Source organism: Paraburkholderia sp. SUR17, from assembly GCF_029536165.1.
In the GTDB taxonomy this organism is placed as follows: domain Bacteria; phylum Pseudomonadota; class Gammaproteobacteria; order Burkholderiales; family Burkholderiaceae; genus Paraburkholderia; species Paraburkholderia kururiensis.
In genome coordinates, this window is the sequence record NZ_CP120508.1 from 3034340 (window position 1) to 3054715 (window position 20376).

Below are 20376 nucleotides of genomic sequence, written 5' to 3' on the forward strand. Positions count from 1 at the left end.
GCGTCTGGTTGTTGTTGCGGTGCGATGTCCGGCCGGATCAAGCATTTCGTCCGGCCCAGTCAAGAGCGGCGCGCACCGGCTGGCTAAAGTCGACCCCACGACACCTAACCACAAGGAGACAAACCATGGTCGACAAAGCCTTATCCGAATTCTGGCAAGGCATCGCGCCGATTGCCAATCCGTTCAAGCCCGATGCGCTGCCGGAGGCTTATATCCAGAACGCGGCCACCGAGGACGAGCGCTATTACGTTCCGTTTACCGAAACGGTTTCGTCGCGGCCGCTGTGGATCTCGCCGTCGCAGAACAAATGGTGCGACATCCTGATGGCGAAGAAGGCGGGGCTCGTGAACCGGCATTACCACCCACACGAGGTCTTCGCTTACACGCTGTCGGGCAAATGGGGATACCTGGAGCACGAATGGACCGCGACGCGCGGCGATTTCGTGTATGAAACGCCCGGCGAGGGGCACACGCTCGTCGCGTTCGACCACCCGGAACCGATGCGCGCGTTCTTCATCGTCAAAGGCCCACTGATCTGGCTCGACGACGAAGGCAACCCCGACGGCTACTTCGACGTGCATTCGTACATCGCGATGTGCAAGGCGCATTACGAGAAGGTGGGCCTCGGCGCACAAGCGATCGAGAAGCTGTTCCGCTGACACGCGACGAGGCCGCCCATGACACCCCAACCTTCCCCCAGACTGGCGTGGACGTATGAGAACAGGGTGCTGCTGATCCTGTTCATGACCTTCGGCTTCGTGTTCTTCGACCGCCTCGCGCTGTCGTTCCTGTTCCCATTCATGTCGGCCGAACTGCACCTGTCGAATACGCAGCTCGGCATGGTGTCGTCCGCGCTCGCGCTCACGTGGGCGCTGTCGGGCGCCGCGACCGGCGCATGGTCCGATGCGCGCGGCACACGCAAGCCGCTGCTGGTCGCCGCGGTGCTCGGCTTCTCCGTATGTTCGGCGCTGTCGGGGCTCGTCGGCGGCTTCGCGAGCCTGATCGCGTTCCGCGCGTTGATGGGTATCGCCGAAGGGCCTGTGCTGCCGCTGTCGCAATCGCTGATGGTCGAGAGTTCGACGCCGAGCCGCCGTGGGCTGAACATGGGCCTGCTGCAAGGCTCGGCCGCCGGCCTGCTCGGCGCAATGATCGGCCCGCCGGTCGTGATCGGCATCGCGACCGCCTATGGCTGGCGCGAGGCGTTCTACGTGTCGTGCATTCCGGGCTTCCTGATCGCGTTCTGCATCTGGCGCTGGGTGCGCGAAGTGCCACCCGGCGGCGTGCGAAACGCGCAGGCCGACAGCATGGCCCCGCACGGTGCACCGTCAGCTGGCGGCGCGGCGATCAATCGCTGGGCACTGCTGAAGGAACGCAACGTCCTGCTGTGTGTGCTCATCAGTTGCTTCTTCCTCACGTGGTTCGTCGTGATCATCTCGTTCGCGCCGGTCTTTCTCGTCGAGAGCCGCCACCTGTCCCCGGCAAACATGGGCGTGGTGATGACCTGCCTGGGCGCCGCGTGGGTGTTCTGGGGCTTCGCGGTGCCGGCGATTTCTGACCGGATCGGCCGCAAGCCGACGATGGTCGTGTTCGCGCTGATCGCCGCCGCCTGCCCGATCGTGATGATCCACGTGAATTCGCTGTGGGCACTCGGCGCGCTCGTGTTCGCCACGTACACGGGCCTCGGCTGCTTCACGCTGTTCATGGCGACGATCCCGGCCGAAACCGTGCCGCCGCGCGCGATCGCCAGCGCGCTCGGCCTGATCATGGGTGCGGGCGAGCTGATCGGCGGCTTCGTCGCGCCGACCGTCGCCGGTTTCGCGGCCGACAAGTACGGCCTTCAGTTCGCGATGTGGACATCGGCCGCCGGCGCGATCCTCGCGTGCGTGTTGTCGTTCGGTCTCGTCGAAACCGCGCCCGCCGTGCTGCGCAAACGCGCGCTCGACGGCGCCGCCCCGTGTTTCGATACCCAAAACCTCGGAGGACGCTGACATGCGTGCACTTCAATGGCACGGCGCGCGCGACATTCGCCTCGTTGATCTCGACACGCCGCGCGCCGGACCCGGCGAGGTTCGCATCGCGGTCGCGTATTGCGGCATCTGCGGCAGCGACCTGCACGAATACGCGGACGGCCCGCATGCGATTCCCGTCGACGCGCCACATCCGCTGTCCGGCCGCACCGCGCCGCTGACGCTCGGCCACGAGTTCTGCGGCACCGTCGTCGAAGTCGGCGCGGGCGTCACGACGCTCGTCCCCGGTGACCGCGTCGCGGTCGAGCCCGAGTATCACTGCCACCAGTGCGCGTACTGCCGCTCAGGGTCGTACAACCTGTGCGTCTCGATGGGCTTCGCCGGCCTGATGGGCGATGGCGGGATGGCCGATTTCGCGGTTGTGCCTGCCTACATGCTGCACCGGTTGCCCGATGACGTCAGTCTGGAGCAGGCCGCGGTGATGGAGCCGGCCGCCGTCGCGCTGCACGCGCTGCGGCGCGGCGAACTGCGGCTCGGCGACACCTGCGCGGTGTTCGGGCTCGGACCGATCGGTCTGCTGCTGATCATGCTCGCGAAGCTGCAGGGCGCGACGGCCATCGTCGCGGTCGACGTGTCGCCCGAGCGGCTCGCCGCGGCGGCGCGTTTCGGCGCGACGCACACGTTCGATGCGCGCTCGCTCGACGCGCCGGTGCTGCGCGACGCGATCCGCGAAGCGGCAGGCGGGCTCGGCGTCGACGTGAGCTTCGAGGCGGCCGGCCTGCCGGCCACGTTCGAGGCGGCAATGCAGGGGCTGCGCAAGGGCGGTCGCCTCGTGATGGTCGGCTTGATGCCGCACGCGAGCTTCGATGCGTTCCGCGCAGTCAACGACGAGCTGACCTTCACCGCGAGCGTGGGCTACCGGCACGTGTACGAAGACCTGCTGCGCCTGATCGGGTCGGGCGCGCTCGATCTCACATCGATCGTCACGCGCACCGTCTCGCTCGAAGACGCCGTCGCCGACGGCTTCGACGCACTGCTCGCCGATCGCGCGCAGATCAAGATCCTGGTCGCGCCACCGCGCCGGCATGCGCGCTCGCATCACACTGTCGGGAGTATCGAACATGAGCCGCCCCTGGTCGTTTGACGCCAAGACCGTCGTCGTCACGGGCGCAATCGTGCCGGTGGACGGCGGGTATTCGACGGTCTAGCGCACGACACGCGCGAACATTGGCGCATGAACTGCACGCCGGTACCCGCGCGAGTCCGATCCGGTTCCGTGCCGGACGCGATCGAATTGCCAGTTCGACGATTCATTATTTTGTATTAATCAGTAGTCCAATCAAAAATATTCCGGCATGACCGGAAACATATGAGGAGCACATTGGAGATGACGAAAAAGACCCTGCTGGCCCTCGCGGCCTGCACGATTCCGGCCGCGTCGTTCGCGCAGAGCAGCGTAACGATGTTCGGGCTGCTGGATGCCGGCATCAGCTATGTCAGCAACGAAGGCGGCCACAGTAATGCGAAATTCGACGACAACATATTCTTCCCGAACCTGCTCGGCTTCGAGGGCAAGGAAGATCTCGGCGCCGGCACTCGCGCGATCTTCCGGCTCGTCAATCAGTTCTCGCTCGCGAACGGTTCGATGATCGGCGGCGGGTTGTTCGCGCGCACGGCCTATGTCGGGTTACAGAACGACCGCTACGGCGCGCTGACGCTCGGCAACCAGTACGAGTTCATGGTCGACGCGCTGGCCGCGAGCGGCAACGAGATCGCGCAGGATCTCGTTGGGCTGTACGGCTTTCGCAACGGGCCGTTCGACAAGCTCGCGCTGCCGAACAATGCGACCGGCGCGTTCGACTGGGACCGCGTCGCGGGCAGCAACCGCGTCGCGAATTCCGTGAAGTACACCAGCGCGTCGCTGTCGGGGCTGACCTTCGGCGCGTTGTACGGCTTCGGCAACGTCGCGGGATCGGTCGGCGCGAACAACACGGTCAGCGTCGGCGCGAGCTACAACAACGGCCCGTTCGGCGCGGGCGCCGCCTACACCAACCAGAAATACGGCGCGACGGACGGGATGCCGGCCACGAGCGTGCGTAACTGGGGCGCAGGGGCGCACTACACGCTCGGTACGGTCACCGCGAAAGCGCTCTTCACGACCGTGCACAACGCGTGGAACGGCGCGGGCGCGTGGTCGGCGGAGGCCGGCGCCGCGTGGCATCCATCGCCGGTCTGGGTGATCGGCGCGAGCTACACGTACATGAAGGGTAACGACACACTCGACAACGCACATGCGCACCAGGTCCTGGCCGCGGTCCAGTACTGGCTGTCGAAACGCACGATGGTGTACGTCGCGGGCGTGCATCAGCGCGCGAGCCATGGCAGCAACGCGCAGATCAATGGCGTGATGGATGCCGATGGCGCGGCGAGCGGCGCGGTGCAGTCGATCGCGCGGGTGGGGTTCAGTACGCGGTTCTGACGCGCCGCACCGTTTGACGGAAATGCCCGCCCGGGTCGTCCCAGGCGGGCTTGACGTTCGCGCTACGCCCTCAGAAGCGAATGGGTACCGACTTCGATTCGGCCTACGCGTCGATGAACGACGCCCCGTACTCGCGGCCTATATCTCGCGTGGATCCCTTGAAAACGTGCCGCTTCACGCGGTTCGGCTATCCCCGGAAAACGGTACGTGCGGTTGAAAGGATGGTCGGACTGACGATTACTCGCTGCGGCCCGAAGCAAGGTTTGCATCGATCCACGATGCGACGTCGGTGACCGGAATAGCGTGGCGTTGATTGAACGTCCCACTCTTGTCCCATGCGACACCGCGCCCTTGAGCAAAAGCCGCACGATACTTACGCATCATGTTGTGCGGGTCGCGCGCCAGCTCATCCAGCAAATACTGCACGCTCCACTCCGAACGGCTGAAGGGGCGGCCGAGCGCTGCTTGCAGCTTGTCGGCGACCTCTCCGTAAGTCACGGTGTCACCGGCCAGATACACGATCTCGTTCCGGATACGGGGTTGGGCGAACACGATCTCGGCAGTCAGTGCGCCGATATCATCGGGCGTCGTCAGCGTTACAGCGGTGTCGAGGCTGCCCAGGGCGTGGACTGCGTCGTTTTGCAGGTCAACAACACCGAAGTCCGGTTCAAACAGGTAGCTCATGAACATGCCGGTCGAGATGATGACCCACTCGGTCTGGTGCTGACTGCGCAGCAATTCGCGCACGTCAAGCTGTGCGTCGAAGATGTCTTGCGGACTGCCGCGACCGATCACGTCAAAATCGACCCCGAACTGCCATGGGAAGTACCTCGGGATGCGCGCCTGCAAGGCCGCCCGCGCCAGCTTCATTGGCGTGTGGATTCCGGCTGCATAGCCCGCGCAACCGATTACCGTGTCATATCGTGCGAATACTTCGGCAAGTTCGTCGATGGAGCTCTTCACAAGATCGCCTACGACAATCTCGATCCCCAGACCTCGGATCTCCGCGATATCTTGTCGCTTGCCAGGTACACTGGACTCTACGGCACTTGCGCGCAGCAGCACGCTGATCTTCGCGCCATCCACGTCCTTCGCGCGACGCGCAAGATTGCGCAGCACCGGGAGGCCGAGTTCGCCGGCACCGAGCACGAGAATGTTTTGAGACGTAGCATCAGGATCTGTCTGGTTCATTGTCTAGCCTGCCAAGGAATGCGTTGCGGCAGTCTAGCAATGCATGGACGTGTATGAAAGAAGGCACACGCGTGATACTGGGAGCCAGATAGTTGGACCGAGACGAACTTCTCAAATATTCGCAGACCGTTTGTGACGGCCTGAGAGACGATGATGATGGGTTGCGGCGGGAGGTGCTCGCCCATGCCGGAAACCGTTGGTCGCTTGGTGTCGTCCACACGCTCGGCGTGTACGGCAGACTGCGCCATGCAGAAATCGGCCGGCGCATGCACGGGGTTACTCAACGTATGTTGACGCGCACCTTACGACAGCTCGAGCGTGACGGCCTGGTGCTCCGTCATGATTTCGACGAGATACCCCCCAAGGTCGAGTACGAGCTGTCCGACACGGGCATGGAACTGCTCGTTCGCATGGTCCCGCTGTGGACCTGGATCGTCGAGAATGCAGACCTCTTTCGAGAAGCAAGGCAGAATTTCGACAGACAGCACCCCGACGCGAACTCGTAGCTTGCCGGGTTTTGATTCGCATTCCCTACCACCATGGCCGGAAGAAGGGTTGGAGCCTCTGGGTGCGTGGCGATCAAGATCGGCGCAGCCCTTCGCAAACGCCAGCCTTCGGTATCGAGCGATATCCATACGGCTACGCATATTTGTCGCCTACCGTACTGCGAATGGGATGCGTATCGTAGACGATGATCATCCGCTCGATGAGCCCATCGTCGTCGAATTCGAAAACATCGACGCACTCGAAACGCACTGCGGACCCATCTTTTAACCCCCAGTCATAGACGAAGTAACCGGTCGCACGTCGGGCCCCCGTCGTACTCACACAGATGTCGATAGGCGTGATTCTGCTTTCTCCAGACGCGGCACTGACCTTCGCAAAGAATGGCGCAGAGCGCATCCAGCCGAGAAACGGCGAGAAGATCTGGGCGTCCGGCGTGAACAACGCACAGATCGCCGCGACATCGCCGCGCTCCAGTTCCCCGAGATAGTTGCGAACCTGCCGCGTGTATAGTGCTTCCGACGATGAGGTCATCTTCATTCTCCGATCATTCGTTGACCACTCCGCGCGTTCGAGCGGACGCGCATCCGATACAGGCACGATAGCGATGCACCGATGACCGAACAATCGAAAAATCCGCAACCCGGGTATGCAGCGCATGCATATCCATTGGCCGACCTGACGCGGGCACTGCCGTCGCTGACAGCATTCCAGTCATTCGTCGCCGCGGCGCAACTCGGGAGCGTCAGCAAAGCCGCGGACCATCTGTGTCGAACGCAGGGCGCAGTGAGTCGTCAGATCCAGCAACTGGAAGCGCACTACCGGTGTGCACTTTTCGTGCGCCATGCGTCGGGGCTGACGCTGACAGCGGAAGGAAGCGAACTGTTGACCGTGGCCGTAAGCGTACTCACGCAACTGGTCCAACACGCAGACATGCACGCGAGGACAGCGTCTATCGTCACCCTGCGGTTGCCCTCCACGTTCGCGATTCGCTGGTTGCTCCCACGGCTGGCAGACATCAATCACGCGTTGCCTGGAACGGAACTCCGCCTCTCCACATCGGCGGACGACACGCCGGATTTCACCACGCCAGACGTCGACGCCATCGTTGTTCGTGGAACCGGGCAGTGGGCGGGAATGGACGCGGTTCCGTTGTTTGCCGAGCAACTCACCCCGATGTGCACACGCGAAATGGCCGCATCGCTGCGCTCGGCAGACGACCTTGCTCATGTCACATTGCTTCATCCCGGGCACGGCCATGAGGAGTGGCGATGCTGGCTGGAAAGCGTGGGGGCAAGCCACATCGATGCGAACCGCGGACTCGTTTTCGATACTCTCGAATTGACGCTCACCGCTGCGGCGGAGGGGCATGGCGTTGCAATAGGCGATCCCCGGATGGCGAGGGACCGCCTGCGGGCGGAGACACTGGTAACGCCTTTTGTCGATGTGGCGAAAAACGGCTTGTCGTACTTCGTCGTCTATCCGTCTCAACGAGCCGCACAGTCCAAAATCCGCGCCCTCGCTGACGTCCTGTTTCGGCTTGCACAGGAAGACTGATTGTCGATGCAGCCCTGTTGCGCCGCGGCATCGCGCGTCGAGGCCTGTAACGCCGGGCCATCCGAAACGTTGAACGGGACGCCCCGCACCTTCACCGCGCCACCCGCGACCTGCGCGATGTCGGCCACCGTCTGTTCGACAGCGGCGCCATCGCGCGGCCGATACCCTTGGCGCCGCCGGTTACGAGCGACTTCAGACGCTTGAGTTTCAAGTCTCCGATAGCGTCTCCTCAGGCGGCCGGTGCGAGATATTTCTTGCTGATCGCCGCGCCAACCGAATACTTGGGGTCGACGAAATTGCCGAGCCGCACCTTGCCGCACTGGCTAAGCATCATGTAGGCATCCCAGCGGTCAAAGCCGTACTCTTTCTCCATCCAGAGCACCAGTTCGTGGTAGGCGATGCGTGTTGCGTCCTCCAGCGGGCGGGCGCTGCCGATTGCCATCAGCAGCTCATCCGTTTCGAGGCGCGGCCACTCGATAGGCCAACCCTTGATCAGATCGACGTGAATCGTGGTCGTGCTGGAGAATTCGACAGCGGTGCCGCACACTTCGCCGTCGCCCTGGCAGGCGTGCGCGTCGCCGATAAAGAGCCGCGCACCGGCGGAACGCACCGGCAGATAAGTGATGCTGCCGGGCCCCATGTCTGGCACGTCCATATTGCCGCCGTGGTTGTCCGGCGTGAGGGAATTGATCGAGTCGATTTCCGGCGACAGACTCAGCGTGCCGATATGTGGCTTGTACGGCAGCGTCACGCGCTTGCTCCAGTAGACGCCTTCTTCGTCCACATCGATCTTGCGGGTCATCTCGGGCAGCGGCTCATTGAGCGTCGCGGTGTATTCCGTACCCGTCAGCGCACCGAAGCGCGGAATCAGGCAGCAGGTGCCGCGAGGGTTGTCGCCGCGCGGCAGCATCGATTCGATATACACCGCCACCACGTCGCCCTTCTCCGCGCCTTCGATCATGATCGGGCCGCTCTGCGGATTCAAGAACGGCACCCGCAGCTTCTGGCTGGGCAGATCCTGTTCCGTGAGGATCTTGCCGTCAAACGCATCGCGCGTCTGAACCACCACCCGGTCGCCCGGCGCAATGCTCATCACCGGCGCGGAGTACGGCCCGATGGTGTAGTGAAATGTGCCCTGACGGGATTCACTGAGTTCATGCGTTACGCGAACCTCGCCGCGTGCGACGCCGCGCGTGTGCATGATCGATTGTTCTAGCCATTTCATCATGGGGTTCCTGCTCGAATGTGGGTTGTCGAAGTGAAAGCGTGCCTGGCTGGGCGCCGCATCACACTGAAATTAGCGCTCTGACGTTATTGGCTTCCATCTGGTCACGAGGTCCCGCCGATACAACCTGGCCTCGTACCAGCACGACATAGTCGTCGGCTACCGCCTGCGCGAAATCAAAAAATTGCTCTACCAGCAGGATCGACAGCGATCCTTTCAGCGAACGGATCACCGCCTCGATCTCCATCACGATCGACGGCTGAATGCCCTCGGTCGGCTCATCGAGAATCAGCAGCTTCGGATTGGTCAGAAGCGCCCGGCCAATCGCGAGCTGTTGCTGCTGTCCACCGGACAGATTGCCGGCGATGCGCCGGCGCATCGTCTTCAGCACAGGAAAGGTGTGAAAGACATCGTCGAAAGAAAATTGCTTGCCCCTCGCGGTCTGATTGCGTTCGCCCGCGTAGGCACCGATACGCAGGTTTTCTTCGACGCTAAGCTGCGGGAAAATCTCGCGTCCTTGCGGGACGTAGCCGAGACCCGCCAGCGCGCGCCGATGCGATGGCGTGCGCGTAAGCGGCTGCCCCGCCAGTTCGATTTCGCCGCCTTTGACAGGCAGCAACCCGACGAGACACTTCAGCAGCGTCGTCTTACCCACCCCATTCCGGCCGAGCACTACCGTGCAAGCGCCGTCGGCCACGTTCAGCGACACGTCGCGCAATGTGTGACTGCTGCCGTAAAACTGGTTGAGTGCGGAAATCTTCAGCATGCCTACCGTCCCAGATAAACCTGAATCACGCGTGGGTCATTGCGCACGCTCTCCATCGATCCCTCTCCGAGCAGCTTTCCTTCATGCAACACGCTGACGAGGTCCGCGATTTCACCGACAAAATCCATGTCGTGTTCGATCACCACCACTGCCCGGTCCGGCGACCTGAGACGCGAGATCAGTTCGGCGGTGCGGGCGGTTTCGTGGTCGGTCATGCCGGCAACAGGTTCGTCGAGCAGGATCACGTGAGGATCGGCGACGAGCAGCATGCCGATTTCGAGCCACTGCTTCTGGCCGTGGGACAGCGTGCCGGCCAGGCGGCGCCCTTCATGCTCCAGACCGATCGTCTCGAGTACTTCGTCGATACGACGGTTCTGCTGGGGGCCGAGGCGCGAGCGAACCATCTCCGCATAGCCGCGGCCATTGCGAATCGCCAGTTCGAGGTTCTCGCGGACCCGCAGCGCTTCAAACACGCTTGGCTTCTGGAACTTGCGGCCGATGCCGAGGCGCGCGATGGATGCTTCGTCGAGCGCCGCAAGGTTCGTGACCTTGTTGAGAAACACTTCACCGGACACCGGGCGGGTCTTTCCCGTGATGACGTCCATCAAGGTCGTCTTGCCCGCACCGTTCGGGCCGATGATGGCGCGAATCTCGCCGTATCGAAACTCCATCGACAGGTTCGTGATCGCCGCGAAACCGGAAAACGTCACACACAGCCCGCTGATGTAGACGGCGGTGGCACGCAGTGGCTGGTTCATTGGCCGCCCCCGTTGTTTTCAGGGCCGGTAGCCTTGAGCGCACCCCACAGGCCATTGCTGAAATACACGACAATCACGAGTGTCACGCCAGCAAGAATGAACGGCCACAGCGCCGGCAGTTGCGCCGTCAGCCAGAACTTGAGTCCGTTGACCACGATAGCGCCCACGATTGCGCCGATCAGGGTGCCGCGCCCACCAATGGCCACCCACACGGCGATCTCGACGGACAGTTGCGGCGACACGATAGTCGGGTTGACGATGCCGACCTGCGGCACGTACAGCATCCCGGCAAACGCGGCGAGCACCGCCGAGAGACACCACGCGAAGAGCTTCAGCGTATGCGTGCGGTAGCCGAGAAACCGCATCCTTGCTTCGTCGTCGCGCACCGCGATTAGCGCTCTGCCAAAACTGGAGCGGGCGAGAAAGCGCACGCCGATATAGGCCGCCACTAGCAGCAGGCACGAACACACCGCAAGGCCGATCTGCGTGGAGGTATCGGCAAGCTGATGGCCCGCGAGGCTCGTGAAACCGGTCATGCCGTTGTTGCCGCCGAGGCCCACGTCGTTGATGAACAAGAGCAGCATCAGCGCATAAGTCAGCGCCTGAGTGATGATGGACAGATATACGCCATTGATGCGCGAGCGAAACGTAACGAAACCGAACGTGCCCGCAATCAGCACGGTTACGACGACGGTGACGATGATCGTCACATCGAGTCGCGAGAGCATCTTCCATACCGGTGGAAAGTCGCTCGCCCCCATGTATTGCAGGAAGTCCGGCAAGACGTGCGTGTCGGCATAGGCGCCGTTCAGCAGATAGATGGCCATCATGTAGCCGCCTATTCCGAAGAAGATGCCGTGCCCGAGGCTCAGGATGCCGGCATAACCCCACACCAGATCGAGTGCCAGCGCGAGCAGCGCGAAGCACATGATCTGTCCGATCAGGTTGATGCCGAACAGCGACAGATGCAGCGCATTCGACTCCGGAATCACGAAATAGGCCAAAGGCAGATAGAGCGCCAGCAGGACCAGTAGCGGCACGATGCCGACCTCCACGGACTGGCCCATCCATTTCGTTGCGAACGCCGACAAGGTGAATTTCCTGCTGGTACGCGGATCGGGAAACGTATTCATACGCGGGTCTTCAATGCAAAAAGTCCTTGCGGGCGCTTCTGGATAATCAGCACGATGAGCAGAAGCACGGCCACCTTGGCGGCAACGGCTCCGTAGAACGGTTCGATGAACTGGTTGATTTCGCCGAGCGCGAGCGACGACGCGACTGTCCCCGCGAGACTACCCGCGCCGCCGAGCACCACCACCATGAACGAGTCGACGACGAAACCCGTGCCCATCGACGGATTGACGCTCGCAATCTGCGTCAACACCACGCCGGCCAGCCCCGCGAGTCCGGCGCCCAGCCCGAACGCGATGCGATCGACGCGCTCGGCGGGCACGCCGAGGCAGCGCGCCATGTCCCGCAGTTGCGTCGTGGCACGCATCAGCAAACCAAGCTTCGTGAAGCGAACCACGGCGAAGGTCGCGCCGAAGATCAACACCGCTAGCGCGATGGCAAACACGCGGTTGTAGGTCACGAAAAAGCCGGGCGCAACCTGCATGCCGCCGTTGAGAAAGCCCGGCGTAATGAACTCGACGTTCTGCGAGCCGAACAGCACCTGAATCAGCTTGATCAGCGCGATACTGACCGCCCACGTAGCGAGCAGCGTCTCGAGCGGCCGGCGATACAGAAACCGGATGACGAGAAATTCGAGCAACATGCCGCACGCGGCGCAGATCACGAATGCCACCGGAATCGCAACAAAAATGTAGGCGTCGAACCAGCCTGGCAGATGCGCCTGCATGAAACGTTCGACGAGATACGTCGCATACGCGCCGATCATGATGAATTCGCCATGCGCGAGATTGATCACGCCCATCAGGCCGAATACGATCGACAGGCCGAGTGCCGTCAACAACAACACGCCGGCATAGCTCAAGCCGCTAAACAGGATCGACAAGCCCTTGCCAAGCGACAGCCACGTGTCCATGTGGCGAATCGCTCCCTGCACCGCGGCGAGCACGTCCGGGTCCGAGCGCACGGAGTCCTCCGCCGCGAAGTTCGTCAGCGCGGTGCGCGCGGTCTCGCTCGGCACCTCGGCCACAGCGTTGATCGCCGCCAGGCGGTCGGCCTTCACATTGCTGTTGAGACCGCGCTTGGCCAATGCCAGCGTGAGAGTGGTCGCGATATCCGGGTCACGCTGTGCCTTGACCGCGCGTGTGACGACGGCGGGGTCGAGCAAGGCAAAGAACTTGTCGACTTGCCGCGCAGCCGCCGCGCGAGTGTCCCGTCGCGACGAGAACAGGTCCATTTCCGCCGACGCCACCGCGAGCTTGCGCATCATCACGATGCTCGGCACATAGGGCGAATCCGTTGACGCATTGACGCGTGGCTGAAGAGTCACGCCATCGAGCGCAGGGTGTCCCTGCAGCGTAACCTGACCGTCGGCGCCGCACGCCAGCGCACCGTTGCGAATCGCATCGACAATCTGACGTGCCCACGCACGTTCGTGCGCGTCATCGGACACGCCTGCTTCCACCAGTTGCTCCAGTGCAGCGGCTTTATCGCCGTTCGTCGCGCAGAACGACGCGAGTATCGCGGCGCGGCCCGGTGCGGCGCTCGCGGCACTGCTCCAGACAAGCGCGAGACAAACGATCGTGCAAAAGATCTGCCTGAAATTGATCATGGGTATTTCCATTCGATCCTGCAGGGATCGACATGCTTGCGCACGCCGATCCCACAACTGCGAGGCTATGCAGCAGGGACTGTCAAGCCTTACCGATGAAGGGGCTGAACGGCACCGGCTTCTCGATGTCTTTCGACTTCCACAAAATGTCGAAGCCCTGTTTGGCATTGATCGAACCGATCATGTCGCCGCGCCACAGGTACTGCGTGGAGGCATCCATCTTCACGGTGTAACCCGCCGGATCGACCATGGACTGCCCTGCAAGCGCTTTGCGTACCGCGTCCGTGCTGGTGGAGTGCGCTTTCGTCACGGCCTGCGCCCAGAGATGGATGCCCAGGTAAGTCGACACCATCGGGTCGATCACCATGTCCGGTCGATGCTTCAGGTTGTGCGCGCCGACATAGTTCTTCCAGTCGCTCTTGAACTGCCTGTTCTGCGGCGTATCGACGTTCTGGAAATAGCACCAGCAACTGAGGTGGCCAACCAGTGGCGTGGTATCGAGACCTTCGAGATCGCTGTCCACCACGTCCAGGCCGAGGATCGGAATATCAGTTGCGCGCACACCCTGATTGATCGCTTCCTTGAACATCGCCGGAATCGAATCGCCCACCACGGTCATCACGACGATGGCCTGGCCGCCAGGCTGCGCGGCGAAGTCCTTGATGTCGCGCACGATGGTCTGGAAATTCGACTGCCCGAATGGAACGTAATGTTCGCGCCATGCCGAGTCCGGAATGCCTTTGGTCTTCAGATAGCCCTTGAGCATCTTGTTGATCGTGCGCGGCCACACGTAGTCGCTGCCGATCATGTAGAAGCGCCGGGCACCGCCGCCCTGCTCGCTCATGAGGTAATCGATAGCCGGGAGCACCGAACTGCTCGGCGGCGAGTTCAGATAGACAACGTTCTTCGACTGCTCTTCGCCTTCGAAGTGAAGCGGATAAAACAGCAGACTGTTCTGCGACTCGACGACCGGCAACACCGACTTGCGCGACACCGACGTCCAGCAGCCGAACAGTGCCGCGCATTGGTCGCGCAGGATCAGTTGCTTGGAGAGCTGTGCATACATGGGCCAATCCGACGCCGGATCGACAACGACACCTTGCAGCTTGCGCCCGAGCACACCACCCTTGGCGTTGATCTGATCGATCGTCATCAGTGCCGTATCTTTTAACAGCGACTCGCCGTTGGCCATCGTGCCCGATTGCGAGAACAACAGGCCGAGCTTGATCGGATCGCCCGCACCCGCGGCAAACGCAGCCTTAGGCAGCGCAGCGCCCGCAGCGCTCACCAATCCGGAGCCGACTGCCGACAGGAAAGTACGTCTTTTCATTTGCTTCACTCCGACATGGATTAGAAATCGCAAACGCAAAAAGCCCGAAACCAGACAAGCTGGTTTCGGGCTTTTTTGGCCGGTGCCGCTCAAGACGCCTTTGTCTCGAACAGCTAAATAGATGCTGTACGTCCCCGTTTTGCACGACGGGTCGACGCACTTCTATTAGCAATGGCTATGCCAGAATTTACGGTTGGCGAGGACAGCTACCGCAAATTCCTTTTGCGCGGCGGATGCAAATTGATCAGTTGCGTTCCTGATAAAGCGGACGGCATCATAAATAAAGCAGTCTGCGCCGCTGATGCGCCCAGCGCCGCACCGTGGCAGTGCTCGTGCGCACCAGTCGCGTGCCGCGCGCACAAACAGCGCACTTCCCAAACGTAGCGACCATCGGTTTTGACGAATGACCCGTATTGACGCCGGCCTTGCCTCGGAGCCAATCAGAATTGGCGTCCTGTATTCACGTTCAGGTACAACTTCAGCTGCGGAGCTCACTCAACTGCAAGCCACCATGCTCGCGGTGGAGGAGATCAATCGCGCAGGAGGCGTGTCGGGACGCGAGATCGAACTCGTCTGCCTCGATCCACAATGCCAGCCCTGGCGTTACGCCGATCTCGCCGAACAACTGATTCTCGAACATCGGGTCAGGGTGATCGTCGGTTGCTATATGTCCAGCACACGCAAGGCGGTCATTCCGATTGTCGAACGGCACAATGCGCTGCTCTTCTACGCGACGCCGTATGAAGGCTTCGAATACAGCCGCAATGTGATCTACACGGGAGCAGCGCCCAATCAGAACACGCTACCCCTCGCCGGTTTCATGCTCACGCAGTTTGGCTCACGCGTGAGCATGATCGGTTCGGACTACGTATGCCCCTACGAGTCGAATCGCGTGATGAGCGATCTGATTCTCGAGCGGGGCGGAGAAAAGGTGGATGAAACCTATCTGTCGCTCGACGCGCCGTGGGAAAGTTATCTGGATGCAGCGAGACGGATCAAGCAACTCGCCCCAGACTTCATTTTCTCCACGGTAGTGGGCGAAGGCATTCCGCATCTGTACCGTGCATTTGCGCAGGTCGGGCTCGATCCGTACCGCACGCCTATCGCCAGCCATATGACGAGTGAAGCCGAAATTGCGCTAATGGGAAACGACCTCGCAGAAGGGCACATCACCTCCGCCACCTACTTCCAGAGTGTGGATACAGCCGCAAACCTCGGCGCCGTTGCCCGCTATCAGGCCCGCTTCGGCGACAATCAGCCGACCAACATGTGCTGGGAAGCCTCCTATTTCCAGATGCATCTGCTCGCGGATGCGATCCGCCGCGTCGGCTCGGACGACCCCACCTTGTTGCTGCGTGTGTTGCCCGGACTCGAATTCGACGCTCCACAAGGCCGCGTCCGCATTGACGAGCACAACAACCACACCTACCTGCATCCGCTAATCGGGCGAGTCGACGCGCGTGGCCGCTTCGATATCATCGGGCGCGCGCCCGAACGCGTGAAGGCGGATCCTTATGTCGTTTCTCACAGCACACCGGCGTGGACCGCGCAAGCGCATCCTGAAGTCGCACGCACGGGAGCCGATCGATGAAGCGGACCGCGCAGACGCCGACGATCCTACGCGACCTGCGTTCGCTAAAAGTCGTGGTGATTCATCCGCGGGATCAGGATTGCGAAGAGCTGCTCGCGCAGCTTCAGCGCATTGGCTGCGGCGTGGAAGTATGCTGGCCGCGCCTCGATACCCTGCCGTGCAACACCGATCTCGTCATCATGGCGATTCGTCCCGAGGCGCTCTCGGTCGATTATCCGTGGCTTGGATCCAGTGCGTCACCGCCGGTGATTCCGGTCGTGACGTACGAGAATCCGATCACCATCGAAGCGGTACTACGGTTGAATGCGTTCGCAACGATTCCCTCGCCGGTACGCTCGTTCGGGTTGTTGACCGCTATTGCCGTTGCGCTCACGCAATTCAAGGCATCCCGCGCGCGTGAGCGATACATAGACCGGCTCGAGCAGAAGCAGGCGAAGGTCCTCGTGATCCGCCAGGCCACGCGGATCGTCATGGAGTCGCGCGGCATGTCCGAAGAAGATGCGTATCAACTGCTGCGCTCGCAGGCCATGCTCAAACGCGAACAGATCGAGACGGTGGCTGGCGACATCGTGAAGGCATACGAGACCCTGAGTTTCTAACACTCGCCGAGCCGGGATTGTCTTTTGTCTCGAGACAAGACGGCCCCGGCCGAGTCAGGTTTCCGTGCAACTCAACCCTGTAACCGATCGACATCGCGCCGGACGCTCAAATGCGTGCCCGCCGCAGCCGCAAAGCGTTGCTCACAACCGAAAACGAACTGAACGACATGGCCGCTGCGGCGATCATTGGCGAAAGCAGGATGCCGAAGGCCGGGTAGAGCACGCCTGCGGCAATCGGCACGCCCAGCACGTTGTAGACAAAGGCAAAGAACAGGTTCTCGCGGATATTGCGCAGCGTGCTTCGGCTCAGGCGCCGTGCGCGCACGATGCCGCGCAGGTCTCCCTTGACCAGCGTGACCCCCGCGCTCTCCATGGCCACGTCGGTGCCCGTGCCCATGGCGATGCCCACTTGAGCCTGAGCCAGTGCAGGCGCATCGTTCACGCCGTCACCGGCCATGGCCACGAATCGTCCTTCCGACTGCAAACGCTTGATCGTGAGCGCCTTCTGATCGGGTAGCACGCCGGCAATCACCTCATCGATGCCGAGAGTCCGCGCAACGGCTTTTGCGGTTGTCTCGCTGTCCCCGGTCAGCATCACGATATGCAATCCCTCGTCGTGCAGGTCGCGAATCGCCTGAGGCGTCGTGGCCTTGACCGGATCGGCCACCGAGACGAGACCAGCCGGCTTTCCGTCGATCGCGACGAACATCGCGGTGCGCCCCTGCGCGCGCTGTGCTTCGGCCAGCCCGGCAAGGGCCGACGTGTCGACGCCCTCGTCCGTCAGCAAGACCATGTTGCCCAGCAGGCAAGGATGGCCCTCGACCCGGCCCTTCACGCCTTTTCCTGGCACCGCTTCGAACGCCTCCACCTGCTCCAGCGCCAATCCCTTGCGCTGCGCGCCCTGCACGATGGCAGCCGCAAGCGGATGCTCGCTGCCGCGCTCCAGGCTGGCGGATAAACGCAGCACGTCATCGGCGAGAAACCCGGCCGCTGGCAGCACCTCCTGAAGGCTTGGGTGCCCTTCCGTGAGGGTGCCGGTCTTGTCGACCACCAGGGTATCCACGCGGCGCAGCGTTTCGATCGCTTCCGCGTTCCTGAACAGCACGCCCACCGTGGCGCCTTTCCCACTCGCCACCATGATCGACATTGGCGTGGCCAGCCCCAGCGCACAGGGGCAGGCGATGATCAGCACGGCGACGGCATTGATGATTGCATAGGCCATCGCGGGTGCCGGTCCGACCACGGCCCAAACGGCGAAGGTCACGATGGCGGCCAGCACCACGGCCGGCACAAAGTACGCTGCTACGACGTCGGCCAGGCGCTGGATCGGCGCGCGACTGCGCGAGGCTTCGGAGACCATCTGGACGATCTGCGCCAGCAGCGTGTCGGCCCCCACGCGCTGTGCCTCGATGATCAGCGTACCGCTGCCGTTCACCGTCGCACCCACCACCTTGTCGCCCGCGATTTTCTCCGCCGGGATGGGTTCGCCGGTGATCATCGATTCGTCGACCGACGAACGTCCTTCGAGCACCACGCCGTCGACGGGCACCTTTTCGCCCGGCCGTACCCGCACCCGGTCGCCGACCTGAATCTGCTCCAGCGGAACATCCGTTTCGCTGCCATCGGTTCCCACCCGCCGAGCCAGCCTGGGCGCCATGCCGAGCAGCGCGCGGATTGCGGCGTTGGTGCTGCTCCGCGCGCGCAACTCGAGCACCTGGCCGAGCAGTACGAGCGTCACGATCGCCGCGGCGGCCTCGAAATACACCGCGACGTGGCCGGTGACGGGATGCCGGAACGCGGGCGGAAAAAATCCCGGCGCGATCTGCGCGACCGCGCTGTAGGCATAGGCCACCGCTACACCGAGCCCGATCAGCGTGAACATGTTGAGATTCCACGTCGCGACCGATTGCCCGCCTTTGGCAAAGAACGGAGCGCCGCCCCACAGCACCACTGGAGTCGCGAGTGCAAACTCGATCCAGGAAAAATACGATGCGCCGGGCAGCGAGCCGAGGTGCATGGCAGGAATGTCACCCGCCATGGTCAACGCGAGCAGCGGCGTGGTCAGGACGGCACTCACCCAGAAACGCCGGGTCATCGATTCCAGTTCGGGGTTTCGCTCTTCGTCGGCGTGAGCGGCGCGTGGTTCGAGCGCCATTCCACACTTCGGACAGGCGCCGGGTTCCGGGCGAACGATCTCCGGGTGCATCGGGCATGTCCATTCGGTGTGGCTCGATACCGGCGTCTTCAGCTCAAGCGCCATACCGCATTTCGGGCATGCACCGGGCGACGGGCGCTCGATTTCGGGGTGCATCGGGCACGTGTAAATCGCCGCATGAGTTGCTGTATCCATCGCGATCTCCCCTCAATGAACAATGTGGATTCTGGATTCGGCTCAACAGCCGTGATGACGGCGGTGCATGCCACCGGCAAACCGCTGCGGATCCCGATTGAACGTCTCGCGCGACGCTTCCGATTCGAAGTAGTACGTGCGACCGTCGAAAATGGTCGTCAACGCGTGGGCCCGATCTACCGGGTGGCCGTTGACCGGATCACGCAACGCGGCGCCGTCGCTGTCGTGATGCGAGTTGTCCTCGCGCGGTGCATGGCGGCCTCCCCCCATGCCGCATCCCATTCCACCTCGCCGCATCATCAGGAACATGACGAGGGCAAGGACGATCCAGTACCCGTTCTGCGATAACCAGTTCATTTTGATTTCCTCCAATTCTGATTGGACACACACCACCCGGACACGCGTTGCCGGAAGGCATGCTCCATAGTCCGAACGGATCAGGTTGACGATCGATGAAGATCGTTTCATGCCGGATCCGGCGCATGGGTATGCACGCCATGCGCTATACGGCGGTTTGAGCAGCCAGGACGACCTTAGACACAAGGGCTGGCTGACGGCGTTACGCGAGAGAAACGCGAGGAGGACGATCGATACCTTCGGTCAGAAAGCTCGACTCGGGATCGGAAGTGGGACGGGCCGTGTAAAACATGAACGCTTTAACGCCGGGTGGTGCGAAGCCGGGACCTGCTTCAAATGCACCGGTAGAGCACGAAGAACACGTTCCGCATGGGACGGTCGCATGTCTCACGCGCGTCGAGCTATGCATGCGGATCGCGTCGGACGTGTTCGACGCGCCTTGTCGCGCAATGTCGCCATGTCGCAGTTCGACGTGATGACCGCTGCTCATCGGTCTTGGCCCCGCGTCCCTATCGCAAGACAACGTCGCTGCTCCCGCCAGCCGAATCGGCAGAATCAGGACCAGCAGAACGGCGATCAGGAATGCGGGCAAGCGAAGCATCGCTGTGACTGTCCCGGAAAAAATGAACGCATGCTGGGCCTTCCCATCGCAGGAAGGTCAAGGTACGCTTCACGTTTGCGTCGGCCCTTACTTGCGGATCCATTGAAGAGGACAGGCAGCAGGAAATGCAGCCACCACGACAGCCGGGAAAGGTCGATACGCTCGTCAGCATTCGCGGAACAATCGGCCACGCATACGTCACGCCTGGCGCCCCCGCGAGAATCAGGTTTTCATTGTGTGAGCGTGAGGCCACACCCACTTGACGAAGATCAAGCCGGGCAAGTGTAGGGCCTGGGCCGCATGCACGTCATCGAAGAGTAGAGAGACGGCGGACGTCGGAAATCGATCCATCCGAGTCACT

The 20376-nt window shown here is 62.3% G+C and carries 18 protein-coding genes; 8 read left to right on the forward strand and 10 right to left on the reverse strand.

Annotation, left to right across the window (positions count from 1 at the left end):
* The first annotated feature begins 125 nt into the window (after positions 1-125).
* The 4 genes from P2869_RS13415 (at position 126) to P2869_RS13430 (ending at position 4446) form a co-directional block, all read left to right on the forward strand.
* On the forward strand, positions 126-659 hold the full coding sequence (locus P2869_RS13415) for a 2,4'-dihydroxyacetophenone dioxygenase family protein (RefSeq protein WP_277596740.1): 534 nt from the start codon (positions 126-128) through the stop codon (positions 657-659).
* 18 nt (positions 660-677) lie between these two features.
* A complete protein-coding gene (locus P2869_RS13420; protein WP_277596741.1) occupies positions 678-1988 on the forward strand; it encodes an MFS transporter in 1311 nt (436 codons plus the stop codon).
* Position 1989: 1 nt separating this feature from the next.
* The gene (locus P2869_RS13425) at positions 1990-3111 is read left to right on the forward strand and encodes a 2,3-butanediol dehydrogenase (protein WP_277596742.1); all 1122 of its coding nucleotides are present in this window, start codon (positions 1990-1992) and stop codon (positions 3109-3111) included.
* Positions 3112-3354: 243 nt separating this feature from the next.
* The gene (locus P2869_RS13430) at positions 3355-4446 is read left to right on the forward strand and encodes a porin (protein ID WP_277596743.1); all 1092 of its coding nucleotides are present in this window, start codon (positions 3355-3357) and stop codon (positions 4444-4446) included.
* A 237-nt stretch (positions 4447-4683) separates the two neighbouring features.
* Here the strand turns inward: P2869_RS13430 and P2869_RS13435 are convergent, their stop codons facing one another.
* On the reverse strand, positions 4684-5637 hold the full coding sequence (locus P2869_RS13435) for an aromatic alcohol reductase (protein ID WP_277596744.1): 954 nt from the start codon (positions 5635-5637) through the stop codon (positions 4684-4686).
* Positions 5638-5729: 92 nt separating this feature from the next.
* Between P2869_RS13435 and P2869_RS13440 the strand changes: the two genes are divergently transcribed.
* Positions 5730-6143, forward strand: a complete 414-nt coding sequence (locus P2869_RS13440) for a helix-turn-helix domain-containing protein (protein WP_277596745.1) — start codon at positions 5730-5732, stop codon at positions 6141-6143.
* 133 nt (positions 6144-6276) lie between these two features.
* Here the strand turns inward: P2869_RS13440 and P2869_RS13445 are convergent, their stop codons facing one another.
* Entirely contained in the window at positions 6277-6675 is a 399-nt protein-coding gene (locus P2869_RS13445) for a nuclear transport factor 2 family protein (protein ID WP_277598141.1), read from the reverse strand.
* A gap of 81 nt (positions 6676-6756) precedes the next feature.
* Here P2869_RS13445 and P2869_RS13450 point away from each other — a divergent pair, with 81 nt between their 5' ends.
* The gene (locus tag P2869_RS13450) at positions 6757-7698 is read left to right on the forward strand and encodes a LysR substrate-binding domain-containing protein (protein ID WP_277596746.1); all 942 of its coding nucleotides are present in this window, start codon (positions 6757-6759) and stop codon (positions 7696-7698) included.
* 229 nt (positions 7699-7927) lie between these two features.
* Here the strand turns inward: P2869_RS13450 and P2869_RS13455 are convergent, their stop codons facing one another.
* The 6 genes from P2869_RS13455 to P2869_RS13480 form a co-directional block, all read right to left on the reverse strand.
* Positions 7928-8923, reverse strand: a complete 996-nt coding sequence (locus P2869_RS13455; protein WP_026121366.1) for an acetamidase/formamidase family protein — start codon at positions 8921-8923, stop codon at positions 7928-7930.
* 61 nt (positions 8924-8984) lie between these two features.
* Positions 8985-9689, reverse strand: coding sequence for an urea ABC transporter ATP-binding subunit UrtE (gene urtE / locus P2869_RS13460; RefSeq protein WP_017774485.1), 705 nt, complete (start codon positions 9687-9689; stop codon positions 8985-8987).
* Positions 9690-9691: 2 nt separating this feature from the next.
* Entirely contained in the window at positions 9692-10447 is a 756-nt protein-coding gene (urtD, locus tag P2869_RS13465) for an urea ABC transporter ATP-binding protein UrtD (protein ID WP_277596748.1), read from the reverse strand.
* A complete protein-coding gene (gene urtC / locus P2869_RS13470) occupies positions 10444-11580 on the reverse strand; it encodes an urea ABC transporter permease subunit UrtC (RefSeq protein WP_277596749.1) in 1137 nt (378 codons plus the stop codon). The genes urtD and urtC overlap by 4 nt, the downstream gene beginning before the upstream one ends.
* Positions 11577-13187, reverse strand: a complete 1611-nt coding sequence (urtB, locus tag P2869_RS13475; RefSeq protein ID WP_277596750.1) for an urea ABC transporter permease subunit UrtB — start codon at positions 13185-13187, stop codon at positions 11577-11579. Before urtB ends, urtC begins: the two co-directional genes overlap by 4 nt.
* A gap of 82 nt (positions 13188-13269) precedes the next feature.
* On the reverse strand, positions 13270-14517 hold the full coding sequence (locus P2869_RS13480) for an urea ABC transporter substrate-binding protein (protein ID WP_277598142.1): 1248 nt from the start codon (positions 14515-14517) through the stop codon (positions 13270-13272).
* A 403-nt stretch (positions 14518-14920) separates the two neighbouring features.
* Here P2869_RS13480 and P2869_RS13485 point away from each other — a divergent pair, with 403 nt between their 5' ends.
* Together P2869_RS13485 and P2869_RS13490 are read left to right on the forward strand one after the other, a co-directional pair.
* Entirely contained in the window at positions 14921-16108 is a 1188-nt protein-coding gene (locus tag P2869_RS13485) for a transporter substrate-binding domain-containing protein (protein ID WP_277596751.1), read from the forward strand.
* Positions 16105-16707 (forward strand): ANTAR domain-containing protein, encoded by a 603-nt coding sequence (locus tag P2869_RS13490; protein ID WP_277596752.1) that lies wholly within the window; start codon positions 16105-16107, stop codon positions 16705-16707. Before P2869_RS13485 ends, P2869_RS13490 begins: the two co-directional genes overlap by 4 nt.
* A 106-nt stretch (positions 16708-16813) precedes the next feature.
* Here the strand turns inward: P2869_RS13490 and P2869_RS13495 are convergent, their stop codons facing one another.
* Both P2869_RS13495 and P2869_RS13500 read right to left on the reverse strand, forming a co-directional pair.
* Positions 16814-18967, reverse strand: coding sequence for a copper-translocating P-type ATPase (locus tag P2869_RS13495; RefSeq protein ID WP_346833730.1), 2154 nt, complete (start codon positions 18965-18967; stop codon positions 16814-16816).
* A gap of 132 nt (positions 18968-19099) precedes the next feature.
* Positions 19100-19525 (reverse strand): YHS domain-containing protein, encoded by a 426-nt coding sequence (locus tag P2869_RS13500; RefSeq protein ID WP_277596754.1) that lies wholly within the window; start codon positions 19523-19525, stop codon positions 19100-19102.
* Positions 19526-20376 lie beyond the last annotated feature (851 nt).